The sequence below is a fragment of the Streptococcus sp. oral taxon 431 genome (assembly GCF_023115445.1).
GTDB lineage: Bacteria > Bacillota > Bacilli > Lactobacillales > Streptococcaceae > Streptococcus.
Window position 1 is genome coordinate 343,153 of record NZ_JALDUI010000001.1, and the last position, 22,480, is coordinate 365,632.

Annotated in this window: 18 protein-coding genes, 1 pseudogene and 1 riboswitch; of the genes and pseudogenes, 1 reads left to right on the forward strand and 18 read right to left on the reverse strand. The window is 39.8% G+C overall.

The window, feature by feature from the left end:
• Positions 1 to 6 precede the first annotated feature (6 nt).
• The 7 genes and pseudogenes from pulA to M1R56_RS01725 all read right to left on the reverse strand — a co-directional run.
• A complete protein-coding gene (gene pulA, locus M1R56_RS01695; RefSeq protein WP_248034371.1) occupies positions 7 to 2,289 on the reverse strand; it encodes a type I pullulanase in 2,283 nt (760 codons plus the stop codon).
• Positions 2,290 to 2,321: 32 nt separating this feature from the next.
• Positions 2,322 to 3,272, reverse strand: coding sequence for a diacylglycerol kinase family lipid kinase (locus M1R56_RS01700; RefSeq protein ID WP_248034372.1), 951 nt, complete (start codon positions 3,270 to 3,272; stop codon positions 2,322 to 2,324).
• A 3-nt stretch (positions 3,273 to 3,275) separates the two neighbouring features.
• Positions 3,276 to 5,234 carry an NAD-dependent DNA ligase LigA gene (gene ligA, locus M1R56_RS01705; RefSeq protein ID WP_248034373.1) on the reverse strand — a complete coding sequence of 653 codons (1,959 nt, stop codon included), beginning with the start codon at positions 5,232 to 5,234 and terminating at the stop codon, positions 3,276 to 3,278.
• Between the two features lie 92 nt (positions 5,235 to 5,326).
• The gene (locus M1R56_RS01710) at positions 5,327 to 6,586 is read right to left on the reverse strand and encodes a nucleobase:cation symporter-2 family protein (RefSeq protein WP_049504130.1); all 1,260 of its coding nucleotides are present in this window, start codon (positions 6,584 to 6,586) and stop codon (positions 5,327 to 5,329) included.
• A complete protein-coding gene (locus M1R56_RS01715) occupies positions 6,586 to 7,167 on the reverse strand; it encodes a xanthine phosphoribosyltransferase (RefSeq protein ID WP_248034374.1) in 582 nt (193 codons plus the stop codon). The genes M1R56_RS01710 and M1R56_RS01715 overlap by 1 nt, the downstream gene beginning before the upstream one ends.
• A 76-nt stretch (positions 7,168 to 7,243) precedes the next feature.
• A riboswitch (purine riboswitch) is annotated at positions 7,244 to 7,340 on the reverse strand.
• Entirely contained in the window at positions 7,333 to 8,316 is a 984-nt protein-coding gene (guaC, locus tag M1R56_RS01720) for a GMP reductase (RefSeq protein ID WP_248034375.1), read from the reverse strand. It overlaps the preceding riboswitch by 8 nt.
• Before the next feature lie 171 nt (positions 8,317 to 8,487).
• Positions 8,488 to 9,270 (reverse strand): annotated as a pseudogene (locus M1R56_RS01725) (3-isopropylmalate dehydrogenase); the annotation flags it as partial.
• 183 nt (positions 9,271 to 9,453) lie between these two features.
• Between M1R56_RS01725 and M1R56_RS01730 the strand changes: the two are divergent.
• Entirely contained in the window at positions 9,454 to 11,157 is a 1,704-nt protein-coding gene (locus M1R56_RS01730; RefSeq protein ID WP_153225765.1) for a thiol-activated cytolysin family protein, read from the forward strand.
• A 352-nt stretch (positions 11,158 to 11,509) separates the two neighbouring features.
• Here the strand turns inward: M1R56_RS01730 and M1R56_RS01735 are convergent, their stop codons facing one another.
• The 11 genes from M1R56_RS01735 to dprA form a co-directional block, all read right to left on the reverse strand.
• Positions 11,510 to 12,289, reverse strand: a complete 780-nt coding sequence (locus tag M1R56_RS01735; protein ID WP_248034376.1) for a Sua5/YciO/YrdC/YwlC family protein — start codon at positions 12,287 to 12,289, stop codon at positions 11,510 to 11,512.
• 24 nt (positions 12,290 to 12,313) lie between these two features.
• Positions 12,314 to 12,907, reverse strand: a complete 594-nt coding sequence (leuD, locus tag M1R56_RS01740) for a 3-isopropylmalate dehydratase small subunit (protein WP_248034377.1) — start codon at positions 12,905 to 12,907, stop codon at positions 12,314 to 12,316.
• A 12-nt stretch (positions 12,908 to 12,919) separates the two neighbouring features.
• Positions 12,920 to 14,299, reverse strand: a complete 1,380-nt coding sequence (gene leuC, locus M1R56_RS01745) for a 3-isopropylmalate dehydratase large subunit (protein ID WP_248034378.1) — start codon at positions 14,297 to 14,299, stop codon at positions 12,920 to 12,922.
• Between the two features lie 3 nt (positions 14,300 to 14,302).
• Positions 14,303 to 14,572, reverse strand: a complete 270-nt coding sequence (locus tag M1R56_RS01750; protein ID WP_075231611.1) for a DUF1294 domain-containing protein — start codon at positions 14,570 to 14,572, stop codon at positions 14,303 to 14,305.
• The gene (leuB, locus tag M1R56_RS01755; protein WP_248034379.1) at positions 14,569 to 15,606 is read right to left on the reverse strand and encodes a 3-isopropylmalate dehydrogenase; all 1,038 of its coding nucleotides are present in this window, start codon (positions 15,604 to 15,606) and stop codon (positions 14,569 to 14,571) included. The genes M1R56_RS01750 and leuB overlap by 4 nt, the downstream gene beginning before the upstream one ends.
• An 11-nt stretch (positions 15,607 to 15,617) precedes the next feature.
• A complete protein-coding gene (locus M1R56_RS01760; RefSeq protein ID WP_248034380.1) occupies positions 15,618 to 17,180 on the reverse strand; it encodes a 2-isopropylmalate synthase in 1,563 nt (520 codons plus the stop codon).
• Between the two features lie 314 nt (positions 17,181 to 17,494).
• On the reverse strand, positions 17,495 to 18,151 hold the full coding sequence (locus M1R56_RS01765) for an MmcQ/YjbR family DNA-binding protein (RefSeq protein ID WP_248034381.1): 657 nt from the start codon (positions 18,149 to 18,151) through the stop codon (positions 17,495 to 17,497).
• Between the two features lie 43 nt (positions 18,152 to 18,194).
• Positions 18,195 to 18,827, reverse strand: a complete 633-nt coding sequence (locus M1R56_RS01770; RefSeq protein ID WP_248034382.1) for a copper homeostasis protein CutC — start codon at positions 18,825 to 18,827, stop codon at positions 18,195 to 18,197.
• 93 nt (positions 18,828 to 18,920) lie between these two features.
• Positions 18,921 to 19,280 carry a YbaN family protein gene (locus tag M1R56_RS01775; protein ID WP_248034383.1) on the reverse strand — a complete coding sequence of 120 codons (360 nt, stop codon included), beginning with the start codon at positions 19,278 to 19,280 and terminating at the stop codon, positions 18,921 to 18,923.
• A gap of 107 nt (positions 19,281 to 19,387) precedes the next feature.
• On the reverse strand, positions 19,388 to 21,475 hold the full coding sequence (gene topA, locus M1R56_RS01780) for a type I DNA topoisomerase (protein ID WP_248034384.1): 2,088 nt from the start codon (positions 21,473 to 21,475) through the stop codon (positions 19,388 to 19,390).
• Between the two features lie 118 nt (positions 21,476 to 21,593).
• A complete protein-coding gene (gene dprA / locus M1R56_RS01785; RefSeq protein WP_348982762.1) occupies positions 21,594 to 22,451 on the reverse strand; it encodes a DNA-processing protein DprA in 858 nt (285 codons plus the stop codon).
• Positions 22,452 to 22,480: the final 29 nt, after the last annotated feature.

Sequence of the window (22,480 nt, forward strand, 5' to 3'; positions counted from 1 at the left end):
TAAGACTTACGCTAAAACATTCAAGACTGCCACACTGACATCGTCAATAGCATTTTCTTGATTAGAACGGCTATTAGTTACCAACATTTCAAGGTTCCCTGCATTTTCATAGTAATATGAAGCCCCTTTGGCATTGAATACAACCAAGAAGTGCTCTTCTCCACCATGAATCTCGTAGACAATCCAACCACTATTTTCAATGGCTGTGTGAACAAAGACATGACGGTAGACTTCTTCATAGGTAGGGTATGAAAAGGCACTAGTCTGGGTTTTAAGACGGATGATCTGACGGACAAACTCGATGCTATCTTGACGCTCATTGATCAAATCCCAGTTGACTTGGTTGACGCTGTCAGGGGCATTATAACTGTTCATTGCTCGCTCACGATCTGCGTGAGTCAACTCTCCATTTTCGCCTGTAGCTACGAGTTTAGTACGGCCAAACTCTTGCCCCAATTCCATGAAGGCCATCCCTTGCATGAGGAGGTTCATAGCCGTTGCTGTTTCTACTTTCTTCATGATGCGTTTATCACTCTCCATCGGATGAAGAGTTTTAAGTAAATCATGCAAATTGTAGTTATCGTGTGCTTCTACATAGTTAAGAACCTGGTTTGGACTGAGATAAGAACCCAGCTCTCGACTTCCAAGAATAGCCTTTGCGAGGATCGGCTCAGTACCTGCTCCACTGACGAAGCCAGATTTGATAGAACCATAGACTTCACAACCTTTGATGGCATCTCGTTGATTATCATTAAAGAATCCAATGTTTGGCAACTGGTAGGCATTATCTTTCTTAGCCTTGTCATAAGGAGCAAGGCCTGTTCCCATATCCCAACCTTCTCCATACAGGATGATTTTCGGATCGACTTCGTCCATAGCCCAACGAATCATCTGCATGGTTTTAACATCGTGAATTCCCATCAAGTCAAAGCGGAAACCGTCAATATTGTACTCTTTTACCCAGTAGAGAAGCGAATCAATCATATACTTACGGAACATTTCATGCTCACTGGCAGTTTCGTTACCGACTCCTGTTCCATTTTGGTAGGTTCCATCATGGTTCATTCGATAATAATAATCAGGAACCGTTGTTTGGAATGGCGCATCCACCGTTGAGAAGGTATGATTGTAAACAACATCCATAATAACGCCGATACCAGCATCATGATAAGCTTGGACCATGGCTTTCAAATCACGGATAGCTTGGCCTGGATCATTTGGATTTGTAGACATACTAGTTTCTGGAGAATTGTAGTTTTGTGGATCATATCCCCAGTTATAAGTTACATTTCCATCAGCGTCGTATTCTTTATGACGGTCAGCAATTGGTTGCAACTGAACATAGTTGACACCAAGTTCTTTGATGTAATCAAACGCAGTAGATTGACCATATTGGTTAACTGTTCCAGTTTGAGCTGCACCTAAGAAGGTTCCTCTTAATTCTGGCAAAACACCAGATGTTTCAGACTTAGTCAAATCACGGATATGCATTTCATAAATGACTGCTTGGCAAGGATTTTCCAAACGCCAAGTTGCTTCTGTACCATGCTTAACCTCAAAACCTTCGACCTGACGATCTTGATTTGAGACAATAGCTGAACGTTTTCCATCAGGACTTGTCGCTATTGTATATGGATCACGAGTTAATGACTGGTGATGAGGAAAGTCAATTTGGTAGTGGTAAGCACGACCTGCTAGGTTTTCTGAAACTGTTAAACTCCAAACTCCAATTGTATTATACTTGTGGCTATAGGAATAACTATTTCCTCGCTCCATTTCAAATGTTTTAAGGATAGGAGCGTCATTGCTCGCTGATTCATAGACTACTACTTGGACAGAAGTAGCTGTTGGTGCCCATAGGCTAAAACTTGTTTCATTTTCAGAAACCTGACATCCCAACTCTCCTTGATAACCCCAGTGGTGGTCAAAACTAGCACTATTGATTGCCTTATCGAAGGCAAAAGGATTTTGGTCTTTATAGTGGGGACTTGCAATGGCTGGATTTTCAGAATAATAAACAGTATCATCTCCATCCAAAATCCAAACCTCTGTCAAAAGCGGATAATAATTGAAGCGAATAGGATATTCTTTGCTGACACCATCTTTTTCAACAGTAAAAGTCATGGTCTCAAGTACCACTTCACCAGGTTGAGTCAGTGAAAATTTAGCTCCAAAATATTCTTCTTCTTTGATAAGCTCTACTGAATCCACAGGCTTTTTACTGAAACTGCAAGCATCATAGGCTTCATCCTTACGATGGTAATGAATAAGTACAGGATAATTGTACATGTTTCTCCCTAATTTCTAAATTAAATTTGATTTTATATGTTAATCATAATTTCTTGATCAATCGCCTCACGATTCACAAAAAACTCAATGTGATTATGGCACACTTCCAAATCTACTGGTGTGTCGCCACCGTATTCTCCATCAAGATTAAGCATAAATGGCTCTTTCTGATCCAAAGTTTCAATTCGGAGTTTACTAGTTTTCAGATATTCAACATTGACATCTGAAACGTGTTGGCCTCCGTTCATAGCCTGAACTAGCAGACTCAACATATCTAGGATTTTATCCGTCTTTACTAGAATAAGCGTGAAATTGCCATCATCCAGCTTGGTATCAGGTGCGAATTGCTCAAATCCACCGATAGAATTGGTCAAGGCAACAAAGACAAGAGAAACTTCTCCTGTAAAAATTCCCCAATCATGGTAAATACGAACAGGACGGGCTTTGGATTTTGGAAACATCTCGAAGCCTTTAGCAACGTAGGCCAGATAACCCAAACGCGTCTTTAGTTCACTCGGAACACTAAAAGTTAACTCCGTAAGAGCTCCTGCCGCAGCAATATTGATGAAATACTTATCACCAAAGGCACGACCAATATCAATTTGCTTGGTTTCATTTTTAGCAATGATCTTCGCTGCAGCAACTGGATCCCCCATAGGGATTTTCAATGCTCTTGCATAATCATTGGTAGTTCCAGTAGGAATGATGGCTATCTTTGGACGATGTTCCAGAGGTGCAATTCCATTAACCACTTCATTGATAGTACCATCGCCACCAGCTACCAAAACCAAATCAAATCCAGCTTTTGCAGCTCTTTCTGCTTCTTTCTGGGCTGATAAGTATTCAGGTTTGGTCTGAAAAGCACTTGTTTCATAGCCTATACTCTCTAACACTTCTAGAACTTCTGCGATATTTTGCTTGATAATTTCCTGGCCTGAGGTCGGATTATAAATGAGACGTGCGCGTTTTTTTACTTCTTTCATAGCTTACAAACTCTCAAGCCAAGCTTCATCACGAATCTCTATTCCCAGTTCTTGTGCTTTTTTGAGCTTGCTTCCTGCATCTGCTCCTGCTACAACAAGGTCTGTTTTTTTCGACACACTACCAGTAACCTTGGCTCCTAGACTTTCTAATTTATTTTTAGCTTCTGAGCGATTCAAACGATCTAGCTTTCCTGTCAATACGACAGTTAAACCAGACAAGGCTGCATTTGCTGCAACTGTCTGTCCTTTGTAGTCTAGATTAACACCTGATTCTTTCAATTCCCTTAAAAGAATTGCAGAACCCTCTGTAGCAAAATAGGTCTGTAGGCTTTGAGCAATGACACTCCCCAAACTTTCAATATTTGCAATTTCTTCAGGATTGGCTTGTGCTAGCGATTCGATTGAGTGGAAGTTTTGTAAAAGCAACTGACTTGCCTTACTTCCTACATGACGAATCCCCAAACCAAACAAGAGTTTTTCCGCAGAATTTTCTTTGGATGCTTGAATAGCCTGGTAGAGCTTTTGAGCAGATTTTTCCTTGATACCATCTAGCAAGAGCAAATCTTCCACAGTCAAATGATAAATATCTGCAACATCCTTAACCAAATCGGCTGCAAATAGTTTCTCAACGATTGATGGACCAAGGCCAGAGATATTCATAGCATCACGGGATGCGAAGTGCGTCAAGCCTTCCTTGATTTGAGCAGGGCATCGCGGATTGATACAACGAAGGGCAACCTCATCTTCAAAATGCAAAAGCTTACTGTCACAACTTGGACAGTTTGTTGGAATATCTAGTCTTTCCTCTGACACTCGCTTGGATTCTACCACTCGTAGAACAGCTGGAATGATATCCCCTGCCTTATAGACAATGACTGTGTCATCCTTACGGATATCCTTTTCAGCGATATAGTCAACATTATGAAGAGTTGCACGACTTACAGTTGTACCTGCAAGTTGCACTGGAGTAAGATTAGCAGTCGGAGTCACAACTCCTGTACGTCCTACTGTCCAGTCAACAGAAAGAAGTTTCGCTTCTTTTTCTTCTGCTGGGAATTTATAAGCGACTGCCCACTTAGGTGCTTTGACTGTAAATCCTAGTTGCTCCTGACCAGCTAGATCATTGACCTTAATCACAACTCCATCGATATCATAAGGCAACTGATCTCTTTCTCGACCAATTTCTTGAATAAACGCCCAAACCTCATCCATACTATGAGCTAATAGACGTCTTTGATTAACCACAAAGCCTAATTGTTCTAAATGTTTCAAAACCTTCTCTTGACTATCCCGAGTTGAAGGACTAGCTTCCTGATAAAGGAAGGTTGCAAGATTACGTTTGGATACTACTGCTGTATCTAACTGACGAAGGGTTCCTGCAGCAGCATTTCTTGGGTTGGCAAATTCTGGCTCCCCATTTTCTTGACGAGATTGATTGACCTGGTCAAAAGAAGCTCTCGGCATATAACATTCACCACGAACAGTAATATCTATTTTTTCAGATAATGATAAAGGAATGTCTTTCACTCGTTTAAGATTTTCAGTGATGTTTTCACCGATGGAGCCATCACCTCGAGTTGCCCCAGCAACAAAAATTCCCTGCTCATAAGTCAAGGAAATCGATAAACCATCAATCTTCAACTCACAAATATAAGTGACATCATCCAATTCTTTACGAACACGCGCATCAAAGGCATCCAGTTCTTCACGTGAAAAAGCATCCTGCAAACTATAAAGAGGATACTGATGACTATATTTCTCAAACCCATCAAGAATCTTTCCACCAACACGATGTGTCGGACTTTCTGGTAAAACTTGGTCAGGATGAGCTTTTTCTAACTCTACCAATTCACGATAAAGACGGTCATACTCACTATCAGATACAGATGGATTATCACTTGTATAATACTCTGTCGCATAGCGATTGAGCAGTTCAACGAGCTCTTTCATTCTTTCATTCATAGAACCATTTTACCATAAAAAGGACTCTATAAACAATACTCAAGCTCTAAAAAAGAAAATGAGAAGGATATTTCTATCCTTCTCACTTATTTTTATTTTTTACGATTCAAAATAGCATTCAAGACGATGGCTACTGTACTTGCAATGACAATACCATTTGAGAAGAACATTTGTAATTCAGTCGGTAAAGTATTGAAGAGATTGCTTCCGTTTAATCCCACTCCAGCAGAAATAGAAACTGCTGCAATGAGGAAGTTGTGTTCATTGTGTTCGAAGTCTACACGCGCCAAGATTTGCATCCCTTGTAGCGAAACAAAACCAAACATGACGAGCATAGCTCCACCAAGAACAGGGCTTGGAATAATCTGTGCCAAGGCACCGAACTTAGGCAAAAGACCAAGTAAGATAAGGAAACCAGCTGCATAGTAGATTGGCAAACGAGTACGAATACCTGAAAGTTTCACCAAGCCTACGTTTTGTGAAAATCCTGTATAAGGGAAGGTATTGAAAAGTCCACCAAGTAAGACAGCAAGACCTTCAGCGCGATAACCATTACGAAGACGAGTGCTATCGATTGGATCTTTAGTAATATCAGAAAGGGCAAGATACACACCAGTTGATTCTACCATAGATACAGTAGCGATGATACACATCATTACAATAGAAGAAATCTCAAATTGTGGAGCACCGAAGTAGAATGGAGTTGGGATATGAACGAGTGGAGCTTCTGCTACTGGAGAGAAGTCAACCAAGCCCATAGTAGCAGCAATAATGGTACCTGCAATCAAACCGATCAAAATGGAAATAGATTTGATAAATCCTTTTGTAAGAATATTAACTAAAAGAATAATGAGAACAGTAATCATTGCCAAGGCTAAACTTTGACCAGTTGGTTTTTCAACGTTATTTCCCATATTTCCGATGGCAACTGGAATCAAGGTCAATCCGATTGTTGTGATAACAGAACCAGTTACGATTGCAGGGAAAAGATTGGCAACCTTAGAGAAGATACCTGAAATCAGGATAACATAAATCCCTGAAGCAATCAAAGCTCCGAACATAGCACCGCTACCATGACTCTGACCAATCATGATAAGAGGAGCAACAGACTGGAAGGCTACCCCAAGAACAATAGGCAAACCGACACCAAAATGTTTATTGAGTTGCAATTGTAAAAGAGTTGCCACCCCACACATAAAGATATCTGTTGAAATAAGGTAGGTCAACTGTTGAGCTGAATACCCTAAAGCACTTGCAATCATGATTGGTACCAGGATTGAACCTGAGTACATGGCTAACAAATGTTGCAAACCAAGAACGGCTGCCTGTGAGTGGTTTTCCTGTTGCTTCATTAGATATCTGCCTCCTTGAAGATAACTTTTCCATTTTCAAAACGCTCTAATCGCGCGAGTGATACTACTTGATGACCTGATTTTTCTAGCAGTTCACGACCATCTTGGAAGGATTTTTCAATCACAATTCCGATGGCTTCAACTGTAGCTCCAGCTTGCTCGATAATCTGAATCAGACCTTTAGCTGCTTGGCCATTAGCCAAAAAATCATCAATAATCAATACTTTATCTTGAGGAGATAAGAACTTACCTGCAATAGATACGGTACTTGTTACTTGTTTAGTGAAAGAATAAACTTCAGCAGTCAAAATTCCTTCATTCATAGTAATATTTTTTGCCTTCTTAGCAAAAATCATGGGAACATCTAACTGTTCAGCCACATAAAGGGCAGGAGCAATACCTGACGCCTCAATCGTCACGACTTTGGTAATACCAGCATTTTTAAAATGTTCTGCAAAAGTGCGACCAATCTCGCGCATCAAGGAATAATCAACTTGGTGGGTCAAGAAGGAATCCACCTTAAGAATATTCTCACCAAGAACGTTTCCGTCCTTTAAAATTCGTTCTTCTAATAATTTCACAATAACCTCCGAAATAAAAAGAGACTTACTAAGTAAGCCTCTAGTAAATAAAGAAATAGATTTAACACCTATCCTTATATCTCTGCAGCTTACTCATTGTTAGGTATTTACGGTACCTTGTAGAAACGCCACGCCAATTCGCGGCATAAATAAGTAATCATATTTTTAGTGAGCGTCACCATTCCAGATAGAGTTCTTCACAATGACATAGTCAACGTGACGAAGATCAGCAACCTTACGACCTCCAGCATAAGAAATCGAACTTTGCAAATCCTGTTCCATCTCAGTTAAAGTGTCTTGCAAATGACCTTTTGCAGGAAGAAGAATTTTCTTACCTTCGACATTCTTATAGGCACCTTTTTGGTATTCTGAAGCTGAACCGTAGTATTCTTTGAATTGTTTACCGTCCACTTCAATTGTTTTACCAGGACTTTCGATATGCCCTGCAAACAGTGAACCAATCATGACCATACTTGCACCGAAGCGAATTGATTTGGCGATATCACCATGTGTACGAATACCACCATCGGCAATAATCGGTTTACGCGCAGCCTTAGCACACCAGCGAAGGGCTGCTAACTGCCAACCTCCAGTACCAAAACCAGTTTTGACCTTAGTAATACAAACCTTACCTGGACCGATTCCGACCTTAGTAGCATCTGCACCAGCATTTTCAAGTTCACGTACAGCTTCTGGAGTTCCAACATTACCAGCGATGACAAAAGTATCAGGTAATTCTTTCTTGATGTGCTGAATCATTGAAATGACGCTATCCGCATGACCATGAGCAATATCAATGGTGATGTACTCTGGGGCATCTTCCTTTAATTGACTCACAAAATCATACTCGTAGTCTTTAACACCTACTGAGATTGAAGCAATCAAGCCCTGATCGTGCATACGTTTGACAAAAGGAATGCGTCCTTCTTCATCAAAACGATGCATAATATAGAAATATCCACCCTTAGCAAGTTGTTCAGCAACATCTTCATCTAGGATTGTTTGCATATTGGAAGGAACAACTGGCAACTTAAAGGTATGTTTTCCCAAGGTCACATGTGTATCAGCTTCTGCTCGACTTTGAAGGACACACTTATTTGGGATTAGCTGAATATCTTCATAGTCAAAGATCGGAAATTCGTTTAACATATTTCTCTCATTTCTCTTGTTTAGACCTTCCTAAAGTTAGGAATAGCCTCGTCTTTTCCAGACAATTACTCTAACAAGTTTACAATATTGTCCGTTTTTTGTCAATTGTAATGACCGAAAACAAATAATGTTCGTGTTTATAATTTTTGATTTAGATAACTAAGTAGACATTTACCCTGTATTTGTCTTGCCTTTCAAATCTTTACCAATATTTTCGATAAAGACTCTTTCAAAGGATTCAATCCTCTTGACAAAATCTTGATAACTTTCGGCTTGTCTAGGGATTTGAATAGACCATTTTTTCAACTGGGCTCCATAACCTGCTAGCTTTCCTATCTCATTATCAACAACCTTGTCCTCGCTTGGAAAAACAATCCCAGCCTGCTCAGCTTGTAAAATATAAGCATAAGAAATCAATTGAAATAGATCTTCACGATTGATTCCCTTTTCAGTCAATTCCAGTTTTTTGTATTTAGCATCTAAAACGATTTTTAACTCTTTATGATAAAAATCTGGAAATATTTTTCTTTCACGATTAGAAAATACTGAAATACCGTCCGTCTTATCCTTATTTCTAGGATGGATGAACTCTTTTAGCAACAAAGTATGAACATACTCTTACCAAAGCCAAGCAGCATCAAAAAGAATACCATGGATTTTTTGCTCTTGATATCCTAAACCATGCTTTTCTCTATTTAGGATCATCAGGCAAAGCTCTTGCAATTTTCTGTACTCTCGAAAGTATGCATGACGAAGAGGTTTGGTTTGATTTAGTCTGATAATCTTAGCACGAGCAGCTAATTTATAAGAGGGCGTTACTCGTACGATTTCTGCCACATTTTCACGACTAATAGAGAGATTATCAAGAACTCCCCTCCCTATACTTTTCTGATTCTTCATGTATTCAATTGTATGACGGATCAGCTGCATGAGTGGATTATCATAGGTGAATTCTCAAGTAAAGAAAAATTACACTAAAAAGCTAAAATCTTCGAAACAAAATTAAACATATATAAAGATATGTCTAATTTCCGCAGAAAACGATTGCATAAGATTTTTATTTCTGCTAGAATATTTTTATCCCGAGAAAGCGCATTCAAGAGATAATAAAATGAAATAATAAACTAGGAGCTTTATATGATTCAAAATAATCTTGAAAAAGGTTTTCGTTATTCTATCCGAAAACGTAGCATTGGTGTCTGTGGTGTAGTTATTGCAACTTTTTTATTAAGTACAGCTTCGATTATTCAAAATAATACTGTAAAAGCTACTGAACCCTCAATTTCAAGTAGTTCTAATCCAAAAACAGAACCTACAGTAAACGAACAAGAAAGTACTCCAAACCTCAATTCAAAAACCGAAGAAAAAGATGCCACTACTGTAACTGAAGCACCAAAAGCAGATGTTATGGAAAACCTCATGAGATCTACTAATCAGGCAGATAAGGACTTGAATAAATATCTTTTCGGATTAAACTACAACAAAATTGATATTTTAACTCGTAGAGGTGAAGCAATCGAAAATTATTCAAATACATCTTCAAAACAACAAGGGAATGAGTTTGTTGTAATTGAAAAAGTGAAAAAGAGTATTTCTAATAATTCAGCTGATGTTTCAATTAACGGTAATAGCGACATCTTCTTAGGCGCTTTGTTCCGAGCAGATCAAGGGTTATTAGAAAATAAACCTCAACTTGTTAGTATTGATAGAAAACAGGGTAGAATCAGCGTGGACCTTCCAGGAATGGCTGGATCAGATAGCTATACTGATGCAAACACAACAGTCAGTGGTATGCAGGAAGGAATTAACACTCTGGTAAATAGATGGAATGCAAATTATGCATCAAGTAATCCCGCACCTGCTCGTATGCAATACGATTCTACTTCAGCATATAGTATGAATCAACTAAAAGCAAAATTTGGTAGCAACTTTGAAAAAATTGGGGTTGATTTAAAAATTGACTTTGAAGCTGCACAAAAAGGTGAAAAACAAATTGAAGTTGTCGACTTTAAACAAATTTACTTTACCGCTAACTTTGATGCACCAAAAAATCCTGGAGATGTCTTTGGTGATAATGTAACAGTCAACGATTTACAAGATCGTGGCTTGGATGAACAAACACCTCCTGTTTATGTTTCTAGTATGTCTTATGGCCGTCAAATGTATGTTAAATTTGAAACAACAAGTACAAGTACAGAACTTAAAGCAGCTATAAATGCTGTCATTAAAGGTGTGCCTATTAACCCTGAATCTGAATGGGCTCGTGTTTTGAAAAATACTTCTGTAACAGCTGTTATTGTTGGCGGTAACGCTGATGGCGCTGCTCGAGTAGTTACTGGAACACCTGAAGATCTCAAGAAATTAATTCAAGAAGGAGCTAATTTTAGTACACAAAATCCTGCAGTCCCTATTTCTTATAAAACTGCCTTTTTAAGAGATAATCAAGTTGCAACAATCCAAAACAGTACTGATTATATTGAAACTAAAATTACCTCTTACAAGAATGGCTATCTCAATTTGCAACATAAGGGTGGATATGTCGCTCGTTACTACGTTTACTGGGACGAAGTCACATATGACGAAAATGGAATTGAAAGCATCCGCTCTCGTGAATGGGAAGATAATGGAAAAAATAGAACTGCTGGTTTCCAAACTGAACTACAATTTAGAGGAAATGTTCGCAATCTTCGCGTAAAAATTCAAGAAAAAACAGGTCTTGCTTGGGAACCTTGGAGAACAGTTTATAATCGTACAGAATTGCCTTTAGTTCAAAAACGCACTATTATCAATTCAGGAACCACACTAAGACCAAAATATAGTGAACAAGTTGAAAATAACTAATAAAATCGTTAAAATGTAGAGTATCATTATTCATCAAATATCATTTTTGAACCTTTCTGAATTTAAGATAACTCTATTCGATAACTTATACAATAAAAGGAAAACATCTTTTCATGAGATGCTTTCCTTTTTGTTTTTTTGAGGTTCTTAATCCAATTAACTCAACTTATCTCAATTCAATACTCATTTAAAATCAAAGAGCAAACTAGGAAGCTAGCCGCAGGCTGCTCAAAGCACTGCTTTGAGGTTGTAGATAAGACTGACGAAGTCAGTTACATATATCTACTGTAAGGCGACGCTGACGTGGTTTGAAGAGATTTTCGAAGAGTATAAGCCTCACTTCTTCTACATCCTAATAATACTCACCTTGACGATAATCCCATGAGTTAAAGGTATCCGATAGGTGCATCATTATTTTATCAATGTCAAGCCCTTTACGAATCACAACTGGCGCTGGTGAAGTTGAGCGTGCTCCACCTTGTTCTGGAATGAGTTTGCCGTCTTTATCGACCATAGACACCATCACACCTTGCTCGTAGCGAGTTTCAACTGTTTTGTCTGGTTGGATTGAAGCAACGTAGTCGTCTGCCTCAATGACAAGGTCCACTGCTCCTTCGATACGCTCTCCGATTCCTTCAACCTTACCACGATTTCCTTTTCCTGATGGGTTTGCAGATGAAGCATATACCATTTTGCCTTCTTCCCAAAGTTTGGCAGCTAATTGTTCACCAGCTTTCCCAAACTTGATAACAAAACAGCTAGTTCCACGCACATCGGTCATGAGTTCTTCACGACCATCACCGTAAGCTTTGAGTTTTTCAAAGGCTTCTGGTTTCCATGGAAGGATACAACCAAGAAGAATATCTTCGTCCCAATGTTTTTGGTAAAAAGCTTCAATTTCTGGGTTGAGTTGTGCTAAAGCGCGAAGCTCATCCATGCTACCACAGAGAACTACTCCTGGTTTATTACGATTACGTTCTTTGGCTTCAAACTTGCGCTCAAGTCCTGCCTTGTCGCTAGTCATGATAATGTAACCAACTTTTGTAGGGCAAACGATACATCCGCCCTCACCTTTCAAGATTTCATAGCCTTCTTGTGAAAGTGTTCCGTTCCATTGAATGTGTTTTGTCATAGTTCTAGTTCCTTTTCTATTTTTTTATTCTTGCCAGTAGGCTGGTCGTTGTTTTTCGTAAGCAGCAATCAAGTCTTCATACTGCAAGGTAATACCGATATCATCCAAACCATTTAAGAGCTTGTGTTTCCACTCGCTATCAATTTCGAAAGTGAATTCTCCAACTGGTGTGATGATTGTTTGTTGTTCCAAGTCCACAGTTACCTGGTCAGTTGGTTTCAATCGGGCTATCTTTTCTCTAACCTCCCTAGGCTGAACAATAGGCAACATTCCATTATTGAGCTCATTATTGTAATGAATATCTCCAAAAGATCCTGCAATCACGACCTTAAAGCCATAGTCTGCTAGCGCCCAAGCTGCGTGTTCCCTTGAAGACCCTGCGCCAAAGTTATCCCCTGTGATGAGAATACTAGCTTTGCGATATTCAGGTCGGTTAAAAACAAAGTCTGGATCCTCCGTATACTTGTCATCCAGATAACGCCAAGCATACATGAGGTACTTACCAAAGCCTTTTTTATCAATTAACTTTAGAAACTGCTTGGGTAGGATTTGGTCGGTATCAATATTATCATTCATAAGAGGAACCGTTGTTCCTGTATAAACTGTAAATTTTTCCATATCCTCTCCTTACTAGGCTTCAGGCATTTTCCGAACATCTACGAAGCGCCCTGCAATTGCTGCCGCAGCAGCCATGGCTGGACTGCAAAGATGAGTTTTAGCACCAAATCCCTGGCGATCTTCAAAGTTACGATTGCTAGTTGAGGCGCAGTGAACACCATCTGGTACCTTGTCAGGATTCATCCCTAGACACATGGAGCAACCTGGGTCTCTCCACTCAAAGCCGGCATCTTGGAAAACCTTATCCAAGCCCAACTTTTCAGCAGCTCGCTTGACTGGTCGAGAACCAGGTACCACAATAGCTGTTAAGTTAGGGGCAATTTTCTTCCCTTCAACAAATCGAGCAGCCAATTGTAAATCGCTAAGTCGAGCATTGGTACAAGAACCGATAAAGACATAGCCAAGTTGGATATCTGCTGGTTTCTGACCTGGTTGTAAATCCATGTAATGATAAGCACGTTCATCATTCATATCCTTTATTTCTGGGAAGCTACTATCAAAATCAACACCCATAGCTGGATTGGTTCCCCAAGTCACCATAGGAGCCAATTCAGAGACATCCATTCGGATAACCTTGTCATAAACGGCATCGTCATCACTAACCAGCCTTTTCCAATCAGCAACTGCTGCATCAAAATCCTTGGGAACACACTCACGTCCCTCAAGATAGTCATAGGTGGTCTGATCTGGATTCATGATTCCCATCTTAGAGCCAAATTCAATGGACATATTGCAGATAGTCATTCTCTCTTCCATACTGAGTACATCAATCGCTTGACCACGATATTCCACCACATAGCCAACACCACATGCAACACCATACTTGGCAATCAAGGCTAGAATGAAATCCTTGGAATAAACTCCCTTTTGAGGAACTCCAGTGAATTCTACCAGCATTTTCTTGGGTTTGACCTGCCAAATGGTTTGAGTTGCAAAGACGTGCTCGACCTCACTGGTTCCAATTCCAAATGCAATCGCTCCAAAAGCTCCATGAGTAGCCGTATGGCTATCTCCGCAGACGATGAATTTTCCTGGTTGTGTTCGTCCTGTTTCTGGACCAACCATGTGAACGATGCCCTGTTTTTCAGAACCATGGGCCGCATGTTCAATCCCGAATTCCTCAACATTTTCTGCCAACTTATCAATTTGAGCCTTGGATATCACATCTCGAATATCGTAGATATTAACTGTCGGTACATTGTGGTCAAAGGTCCCAAATGTCAAGTCTGGTCGTCTCAATCTGCGTCCTGCGTCTCGCAATCCTTGAAAAGCCTGAGGACTGGTCACCTCGTGAATATAGTGTTGATCCACATACATAAGCTGAGGTTGTCCCTCTTCTCCTGTGATCACATGGAGGTCCCATAATTTATCAAAAATTGATTTTCCTTCCATTCATTACCTCCATACAAAATATAAAGCTACTAACGTGGTCACCATCCCAAGAAACCAAACTGTTTTAAAGTACCATTTTCTAGTCTTGTGGTGAAAGGTCATTCCTGCTAACCAGGCACCAAATCCAGCACAAGTAAAGGCTAAAATGAGTAAGATTTTCTCTGGAACGCGCCAAGCACCTCTTCTTGCCTTGGATTTGTCAATGCCATAAATCAAGAAAACAAGCAAATTCCAAACCAAGAGGGCAAGCGTGATTCCTTCATTTATCTTCATAATCTTTCAATGATGGCTTCTGTCATTTCCTTGGTCGAAGCCTGTCCTCCAATATCTCTCGTTAAAACACCAGCCGCTAAACTAGCTTCAACAGCACGCTCAATACGCTCCGCATCCTCATAACGTCCAAAGCTATCTCTCAACATCATAGCAACAGATAAAATCATGGAAATAGGATTGGCAATTCCTTGACCTGCAATATCAGGCGCTGAACCATGAATAGGCTCATAAAGACTTGGCCCCTTTTCAGAATGACTGGCTGATGGCATAACACCCAGAGTGCCTGATAGAACGCTTGATTCATCAGATAAGATATCTCCGAAAAGATTCTCTGTCACGATGACATCAAACTTAGCAGGATTGGTAATCATAAGCATAGCAGCTGAGTCCACCAACTGGTGTTCCAAGGTAACATCTGGGAAATCCTGCGCAACTTCCTCAGCTACTTTTCGCCAGAGTTTTGATGTCGCTAGAACGTTTTGCTTATCGATATTAGTAACGAGTTTTCTCCGATTTCTTGCAATTTCAAAGGCCTTGCGCATAATCCGCTCTACTTCCTCATAGCTATAGTCGTTGATATCACGCGCTTTGCGCTCTTCAAGGATATGATCCCCAAAGTAGATACCACCTGTCAACTCACGCACCACGACAAAGTCTACACCAGCAATTCGTTCAGGTTTGAGAGGTGACAAATGCTTAAGACTGTCAAAAATCTTAACAGGCCGAATATTGGCATAGAGATTGAGTTCCTTCCGAAGAGCTAGCAAGCCTTGTTCAGGCCGAATCGCTGCCCCATCATACTGAGGACTACCGATAGCCGCTAGGAGAATAGCATCTGCTTCTCTACTTGCCTTGAGGGTTTCATCAGGTAAGGGATGCCCCGCAGCATCAATACCTGCACCTCCAAAGGGGCGCCTGTCTATCACATAGTCAAAACCTGTTTTTGAAGCTAGAGCTTCCAGAACCTCTAAACCAGCCTCCATGATTTCTGGACCGATTCCATCCCCTGCTAGAGCTACTATTTTCTTTGTCATAGCCTTCTCCTTTACACACTAGGCATGTCTCGGTAAGAAACGCTCCGCCCCATCTCACCAGCATTCTCTTTTTGAACAAAGGTATTAGCATTGATATAAGCAATAGCCGAAGCTTTCAACACATCGAAATCAAGACCTGCTGCGTTAAAGATGGTTTCTGTATCTCTATTTTCAACAGTCACCAAAACCCGAGCCTGGGCATCAATCCCATCTGTCACCGCATCAATGGTATAGGACACCAAGCGGACAGATTGGTTGAAGAACTTATCAATAGCGTTAAAGATTGCTTCAACGGAACCTTTCCCTGTTGCATTAAATTCGACTTTCTCACCATCCATATTTGCTAGACTAACGAGCGCTTCGATGTCATTATCCGCATGAGTTTGAAGTTGTAAATCATCAAAGTGGAAGCCTTCTGGATTTTCAACCATGGTTCCAGCGACCAGCGCACGAATATCTGCATCCGTGATTTCTTGCTTTTTGTCCGCCAGCGCCTTAAACTTAGCGAAGAGTGGTTTGATATCCTCTTCTGTAAAATCTAGGGCCAGTTCTCTTAGTTTTTCAACAAAGGCATGGCGACCGGACAATTTTCCAAGCGGAAGACTGTTACTCTTCACACCAACCAATTCAGGTGTAATGATTTCATAGGTAAGAGGATTTTTAAGAACTCCATCTTGGTGAATGCCAGACTCGTGAGAAAAGGCATTCCCACCGACCACCGCTTTATTTTTAGGAACAGGAATACCTGAGAAGCGAGAAACCATTTCGGACGTATTAATCGTTTCATTTAGGACAATACTTGTCTCTGCTTGGTAATAATCTTGTCGAATATTGAGGGCTACCGCTATTTCTTCTAAAGCAGCATTCCCAGCTCGTTCTCCAATACCATTAATGGTTCCTTCAACACGCCCTGCACCATTCTTAACAGCAGAAAGGCTATTTGCAACTGCCATGCCAAGATCATCGTGACAGTGAGGCGAATAGATAATCTGACGGTCAGTTTTAACATTGTCAATCAGATACTTGAAGATATTCCCATATTCCTCTGGTGTGGTAAAACCAACCGTGTCAGGAATATTGATATAGGTCGCACCTGCGTCTATCGCTGTTTGAACGACTTGTAAGAGGAAATCCAGCTCAGTTCTTGTCGCATCCTCTGGAGAGAACTCTACTACTTCAAACTTACTCCTTGCATAGGAAACATGCTCTTTAATAGCTTCCAATATTTCCTCTTTACTCTTATTCAACTTAAATTCACGATGAATAGGACTAGTTGCAATAAAGACATGGATTTGTGGATACTTAGCATCCTTAAGTGCTTCATAACAAGCGTCAATATCTGATTTAACAGAGCGAGCTAAACCAGTTACCGCTGTTTTCTTCAAGACTTTTGCGATTTCCTGAACTGCAGTAAATGAGTCTGGACTAGCTGCTGGAAAACCAGCTTCAATTGCCGAAATTCCCCATTTTTCCAGTTGTCTTGCAATGGCAATCTTTTCCTTGATTGAAAAATTAACACCTGGTGTCTGCTCACCATCTCGAAGGCTAGTATCTAGAAATTCAACTGTTCTCATAAGATTTCCCCTTTTCTAAATTCGGTTTTAAAAAAACATCTCGCTCGGAGTTCCAAGCGAGATGTTGATTTACTCCCGCTTGGTAAGCCAAACAGGACTAATGCTTTTGCACTAGCCCGAGTATCTCAACAACAAAGCAAATTGATTAAACTTAGCTGTTTTCATGTTTGACTTTCTCCTTCGTTTGATATCTTGCTTAGTATTTTAGCATAGGAAAAAACACATGTCAAGAAAAAATCCAATATTTTCTGAAAATTTCTTCAGTAAAGAATATTTTGCTAATTGAAAGTATTTGAAAAATCAAGCAAAACTAGTTACTTTTTCAAGGTCAAGTTCCAACTTTTTTCGATCAATTCAAGTACCTCTTCATCTGATAAACTGTCATCAAGTGGCACACTTATCCAATAGCGCTTATTCATATGAAAGGCTGGATAAATCCCTTTTTTTACCAACAAATCAGATACTTGATCATGTTTGAGATTGACTGCTTCCACTAGTCCTTCTCTCCCCTTTTCAAGCTTATCCCAAGAGATTCTCATCAAAACAGCATACCACTTTTGATTGTCCTCATGGCGCAAAACAGCAGTATCAGGGGATTTCTCCCATAGATATTCCAATTGATTTCCGTACTTTTCTTGGACGAGTGCCATGATTCTCTTGGTCTGAGGACAGAGAAATCCCTGCACGTCAAAACAGGCCTTTCGAATGTCATAAAGAACTTCTAAACAAGCCTCTCGAACAGTTCCAACAAAAGTACCTCTCATACTTTCCATGTGAACTTGAGGATAAAGATCGCCAGTTTCTTGGTCATAAACTTGAAAACTTAAGTCTCCATCCTCAACTGTAACCATCATGAGAAAATCTCCGTGCAAGATAGTTGAACTATGGTTCCATACGCCTTGATTTTCTACAAATCCATACTCTTTAGCCTTTTTACTATTAAACTGATAAGCTTTAAAAATTTCAAACATAAGCGAAAACTGCTACCAAAAGCTAGCAGTTCCTTTCTATTTATTAAAAGACGACCTTAGTTCCATGTAATTGTGTCACACCCAGTTGGTCAATAAAGGTTTGACGGTTATCCATGTCAATCCCTCCACCAGGTAAAATTTCAATTTTTCCTGCAGCGTGTTCTAGAATTCTGCGGTAGTGAGCAAAACGTTTTTCTAACGAGTCGCCAGATACACCTGCTCGAGTCAAAATACGTGTTACACCAGCATGGCTGAGCCAATCAATTGCTTCCAACTGATCTTGATCGCTCAATTCATCAAATGCCATATGGAAAACAATTTCCATACCTTTAGATGCAGCAATTAATTTTTCAAGATTGGCCTTGTCCAACTTCTTATCAGCAGTCAATGCACCAAAGACAATGCCTTGGCTTCCTGCTTGAGCAGTTAGAGCGATGTCCTCAAGCATGATGGCAATTTCTAGATCATTGTATACAAAGTCACCACCACGTGGACGAATCATAGTCATAATGGTCGTATCGTAGTCGGCCGCCAGCTCCACAGCTGCCTTGGTTACTCCGTAGCTTGGAGTTGTTCCTCCAACTGCTAGATTGTCACAGAGCTCGATGCGACGAGCTCCTGCCTGCATAGCTTTTTCAAGCAAGGTTACATTTTCAGCACAAAATTCGTAAATCATTTGATTCTCCTTGAAGATTAGTTTAAATTTATTATATCATATTATTTCGAATATGTTTTTGTTTTTATCAAGGAAAATCGTTACTTATTAAAGCTATTCTTTATCAGGAATCACCTTAAAAAGATAGTAGGTAATAAAGATGGTTAAACATCCTAAACCAATTTTGACTGGTAAAAGAGGCGCAAAGTAAATAGAAATTCCCATCAAGATATAAATCGATACAATAATCTTTTTCTTACGTTCACGCGCAATAGACTTGGTCTCACGAAAGTCCGCTACGTAAGTCTGATAAAGTTTGGTATGATAAAGCCAATCTTCAAAACGCTTGGAACTTCTCGAAAAACAAGCAATAGACAACAAGAGAAAGGGAGTTGTTGGCAAAAGTGGTAAAACTACACCTACGAGAGCTAGAGCTAACGAGATAAAACCAATACTGAGATAAATGAAACGCATATCTTCTCCTTATTTAGAATAATCATTTACTAGTTTCCCACATTTTAATGAATTTTGTCAAGCCTTTACTAAAAAGAGCCTGAAATTTACTTTCAGGACTCATTCTTTTATTTGATTTTTTCTTCTTCGTAATCACCATTGCTACATACGATCTGTTTCCCGCCACCACGGATTTTTTTCTCCATGAGGAAGTTGCCACATTTTGGACAATCTCGTCCAACAGGCTTGTCCCAAGAAGTAAATTCACATTCTGGATAGCGATTACAACCATAGAAGATGCGATTACGCTTAGTTTTTCGTTCAATGATTTGACCTTGATGACAGCTTGGGCACTCAACACCAATTTCTTTCACGATAGCTTGTGTATGACGGCAATCTGGGAAATTGCTACAAGCATAAAACTTACCAAAGCGACCAAGTTTAATGACCATCGGACTTCCACACTCTTCACAATCAAATCCTGCTGGCTCATCCTTGATTTGGATTTTTTCCATTTCCTCTTCGGCTTTGGCAACCTCTTTAGAGAAGGGTTTGTAAAATTCATCAATGACTCGTTGCCATTGTTCTTTACCGACTTCGACATCATCCAGTTTACCTTCCATTTCAGCTGTAAAGGTTACATTGACGATATCAGGGAAATATTCAACGATGAGCTTGTTAACAATTTCTCCCAACTCTGTCGGTTCAAAACGCTTGGCTGCAAGGCGGACATAATAGCGCTTTTGAATAGTTTCAATAGTGGGTGCATAAGTCGATGGACGTCCAACCCCATTTTCTTCCAAGGTCTTAATTAAAGTAGCCTCAGAATAACGTGCTGGGGGTTGAGTAAAGTGTTGCTCAGGTTTACTATTGACCTGTTTGACAACATCACCAACTGCCATGTCTGGCAACATCTTATTCTTATCTGAGTCATTGTAAATGGCCAAGTAACCATCAAATTTAACCTGACTGCCATTTGCTACAAATTGAACTCCATTTTGAGAGAGCTTAACAGCCATGGTATCAAAGATGGCACCAGTCATCTGACTCGCTACAAAACGGTTCCAGATAAGGGTATAGAGTTTGAGTTGGTCTTTATCTAAGTATTTAGCAATTTTTTCTGGCGTGTTAAAGACACTTGATGGGCGAATAGCCTCATGGGCATCTTGGGCACCAGTAGCATTTTTGACCTTGCTACCATGCTTAGAATACTTACTACCAAAACGTTCATTGATGTAGCTTGCAGCTTCATTTTGTGCAATTGGACTAATACGAGTAGAATCCGTACGCATATAAGTAATCAAACCTTGGACACCTGTACCAATATTGATTCCTTCGTAGAGCTGTTGGGCAACCATCATGGTCTTTCGAGTACGGAAATTGATCTTGTTGGCTGCATCCATCTGCATAGTTGAGGTAGTATAAGGTAGTGGAGCGTTACGCTTGCGCTCTTTTTTATCTACCTGATCCACTGTAAAGTCTTTGCTAGACAGATGAGACAAGACTTCTTTGACCTCTTCATTGGTAGCCAATTTCATTTTCTTGCCATTCATTCCATAGAAGGATGCTTGGAATTGCTTAGTCCCCTTTTTGAAGACTCCATCAATCGTCCAATATTCTTCTGGTTGAAAGGCATTGATTTCATTTTCACGGTCAATGATGAGTTTAAGGGCAACAGATTGCACGCGCCCTGCTGATAAGCCCTTCTTAACCTTTTTCCATAAAATTGGTGAAATAGAATAACCTACCAAGCGGTCCAAGACACGACGGGCTTGTTGGGCATCCACCAAATCCATGTCAATCTTACGAGGTTCTTTAAAGGCATTTTTTACCGCATCTTTTGTAATCTCGTTGAAAACAACACGGTTAGCATCATTCTCATCTAGATTCAAAATATGAGCCAAATGCCAAGAAATAGCTTCTCCTTCACGGTCCGGGTCACTTGCGAGGAAAACTTTATTGGCTTTTTTAGCCTCTTTTTTCAAGTCATTAATCAGAGGACCTTTCCCACGAATATTGATATATTGGGGTTCATAATTATTTTCTATATCGACTGACATACTGGATTTTTTCAAATCACGGATATGACCAACACTGGCTAAAACCTTATAATTTCTACCCAGGTATTTTTCAATCGTTTTAGCCTTTGCAGGCGATTCCACGATTACTAAATTTTTTTTAACTGTTGATTTTTTCTTCTTTGTTGCCGTAGCCACAGTATCACACCTTTTCAAAGTAATAAACTTTATAAAGTGTAAACCATTTTTAAAAACCTGTCAAGACTTAACTCCTATATATAGAAGAAAAGTTTAACCGATAAAACCTTGCTAGTTCTTAAAATTCAAATTCTGCTAGCACATCCTGACCACTTGAAACAAGTTTTGCACCTTCCTGAACCAAGTGATGACAACCATCTGAACGACCATCTAAAATGTTACCTGGAATAGCAAAGACATCTCTTCCTTCTTCCATAGCTCGCTCACAGGTAATCAAACTACCAGATCTCATCTTTGCCTCAGCAACAATGACACCCATACATAGACCAGCAATAATCCTATTTCGCGCTGGAAAATGATATTTCAAGGGTTCTTCACCAGGTCCATACTCACTCAGGAGCAAATGATATTCACCGATGTAGTCCTGCAGTCGTTTATTAGAACGCGGATAATAGACATCTAAGCCAGTCCCAATGACTGCAATGGTTTTTCCACCACCTTGAAGTATAGACATATGCGCTGCAGTATCAATCCCTCTAGCAAGCCCACTCACAATCACCAACTCATTCTCTAATTCTTCAATAACCTTACGAACTGATTTTGTCCCTGTTTGACTACAAGAGCGACTGCCTACAACCGCAATCTTAGGCAACTTTAAGAGATTTAAATCGCCCTTATAGAATAACAACACTGGAGCATCATAGATTTCACTGAGAGCAAAGGGATAGACATCGTCTAGGATGGAAAAAGAGGGAAATTTTTCAAAATCACTTCGTAGTCGCTCCATACTTTCAAAGGTGAGTTTATGGTAACGTTCCATAAAAACCACTGGATTTCTACACTCAGATGCTTCTGCTATCGTTTCTAGGGTTAATTCTTGATCATAGATTTCTCCATATTGAAGTACCTTTAAAACCTGTTGATTACTTAAACCTGCTTGTTTCAACTTATAAATCTCAAAATTATCAATCTTAATTTTCATGATAGACTCCTTGTTTTTCTCTT

Coding starts and splice junctions, on each gene's coding strand:
- leuD (WP_248034377.1), bottom strand. CDS start 12,907: ATGGAAAAATTTACAGTTTATACAGGAACAACGGTTCCTCTTATGAAT.
- leuC (WP_248034378.1), bottom strand. CDS start 14,299: ATGGAAGGAAAATCAATTTTTGATAAATTATGGGACCTCCATGTGATC.
- M1R56_RS01710 (WP_049504130.1), bottom strand. CDS start 6,586: ATGAAGCAACAGGAAAACCACTCACAGGCAGCCGTTCTTGGTTTGCAA.
- M1R56_RS01700 (WP_248034372.1), bottom strand. CDS start 3,272: ATGAAAGAAGTAAAAAAACGCGCACGTCTCATTTATAATCCGACCTCA.
- M1R56_RS01765 (WP_248034381.1), bottom strand. CDS start 18,151: ATGTTTGAAATTTTTAAAGCTTATCAGTTTAATAGTAAAAAGGCTAAA.
- M1R56_RS01750 (WP_075231611.1), bottom strand. CDS start 14,572: ATGAAGATAAATGAAGGAATCACGCTTGCCCTCTTGGTTTGGAATTTG.
- M1R56_RS01735 (WP_248034376.1), bottom strand. CDS start 12,289: ATGACAAAACACATTCAATGGAACGGAACACTTTCACAAGAAGGCTAT.
- M1R56_RS01775 (WP_248034383.1), bottom strand. CDS start 19,280: ATGCGTTTCATTTATCTCAGTATTGGTTTTATCTCGTTAGCTCTAGCT.
- ligA (WP_248034373.1), bottom strand. CDS start 5,234: ATGAATGAAAGAATGAAAGAGCTCGTTGAACTGCTCAATCGCTATGCG.
- leuB (WP_248034379.1), bottom strand. CDS start 15,606: ATGACAAAGAAAATAGTAGCTCTAGCAGGGGATGGAATCGGTCCAGAA.
- M1R56_RS01730 (WP_153225765.1), top strand. CDS start 9,454: ATGATTCAAAATAATCTTGAAAAAGGTTTTCGTTATTCTATCCGAAAA.
- pulA (WP_248034371.1), bottom strand. CDS start 2,289: ATGTACAATTATCCTGTACTTATTCATTACCATCGTAAGGATGAAGCC.
- M1R56_RS01770 (WP_248034382.1), bottom strand. CDS start 18,827: ATGATTTACGAATTTTGTGCTGAAAATGTAACCTTGCTTGAAAAAGCT.
- M1R56_RS01760 (WP_248034380.1), bottom strand. CDS start 17,180: ATGAGAACAGTTGAATTTCTAGATACTAGCCTTCGAGATGGTGAGCAG.
- guaC (WP_248034375.1), bottom strand. CDS start 8,316: ATGTTAAACGAATTTCCGATCTTTGACTATGAAGATATTCAGCTAATC.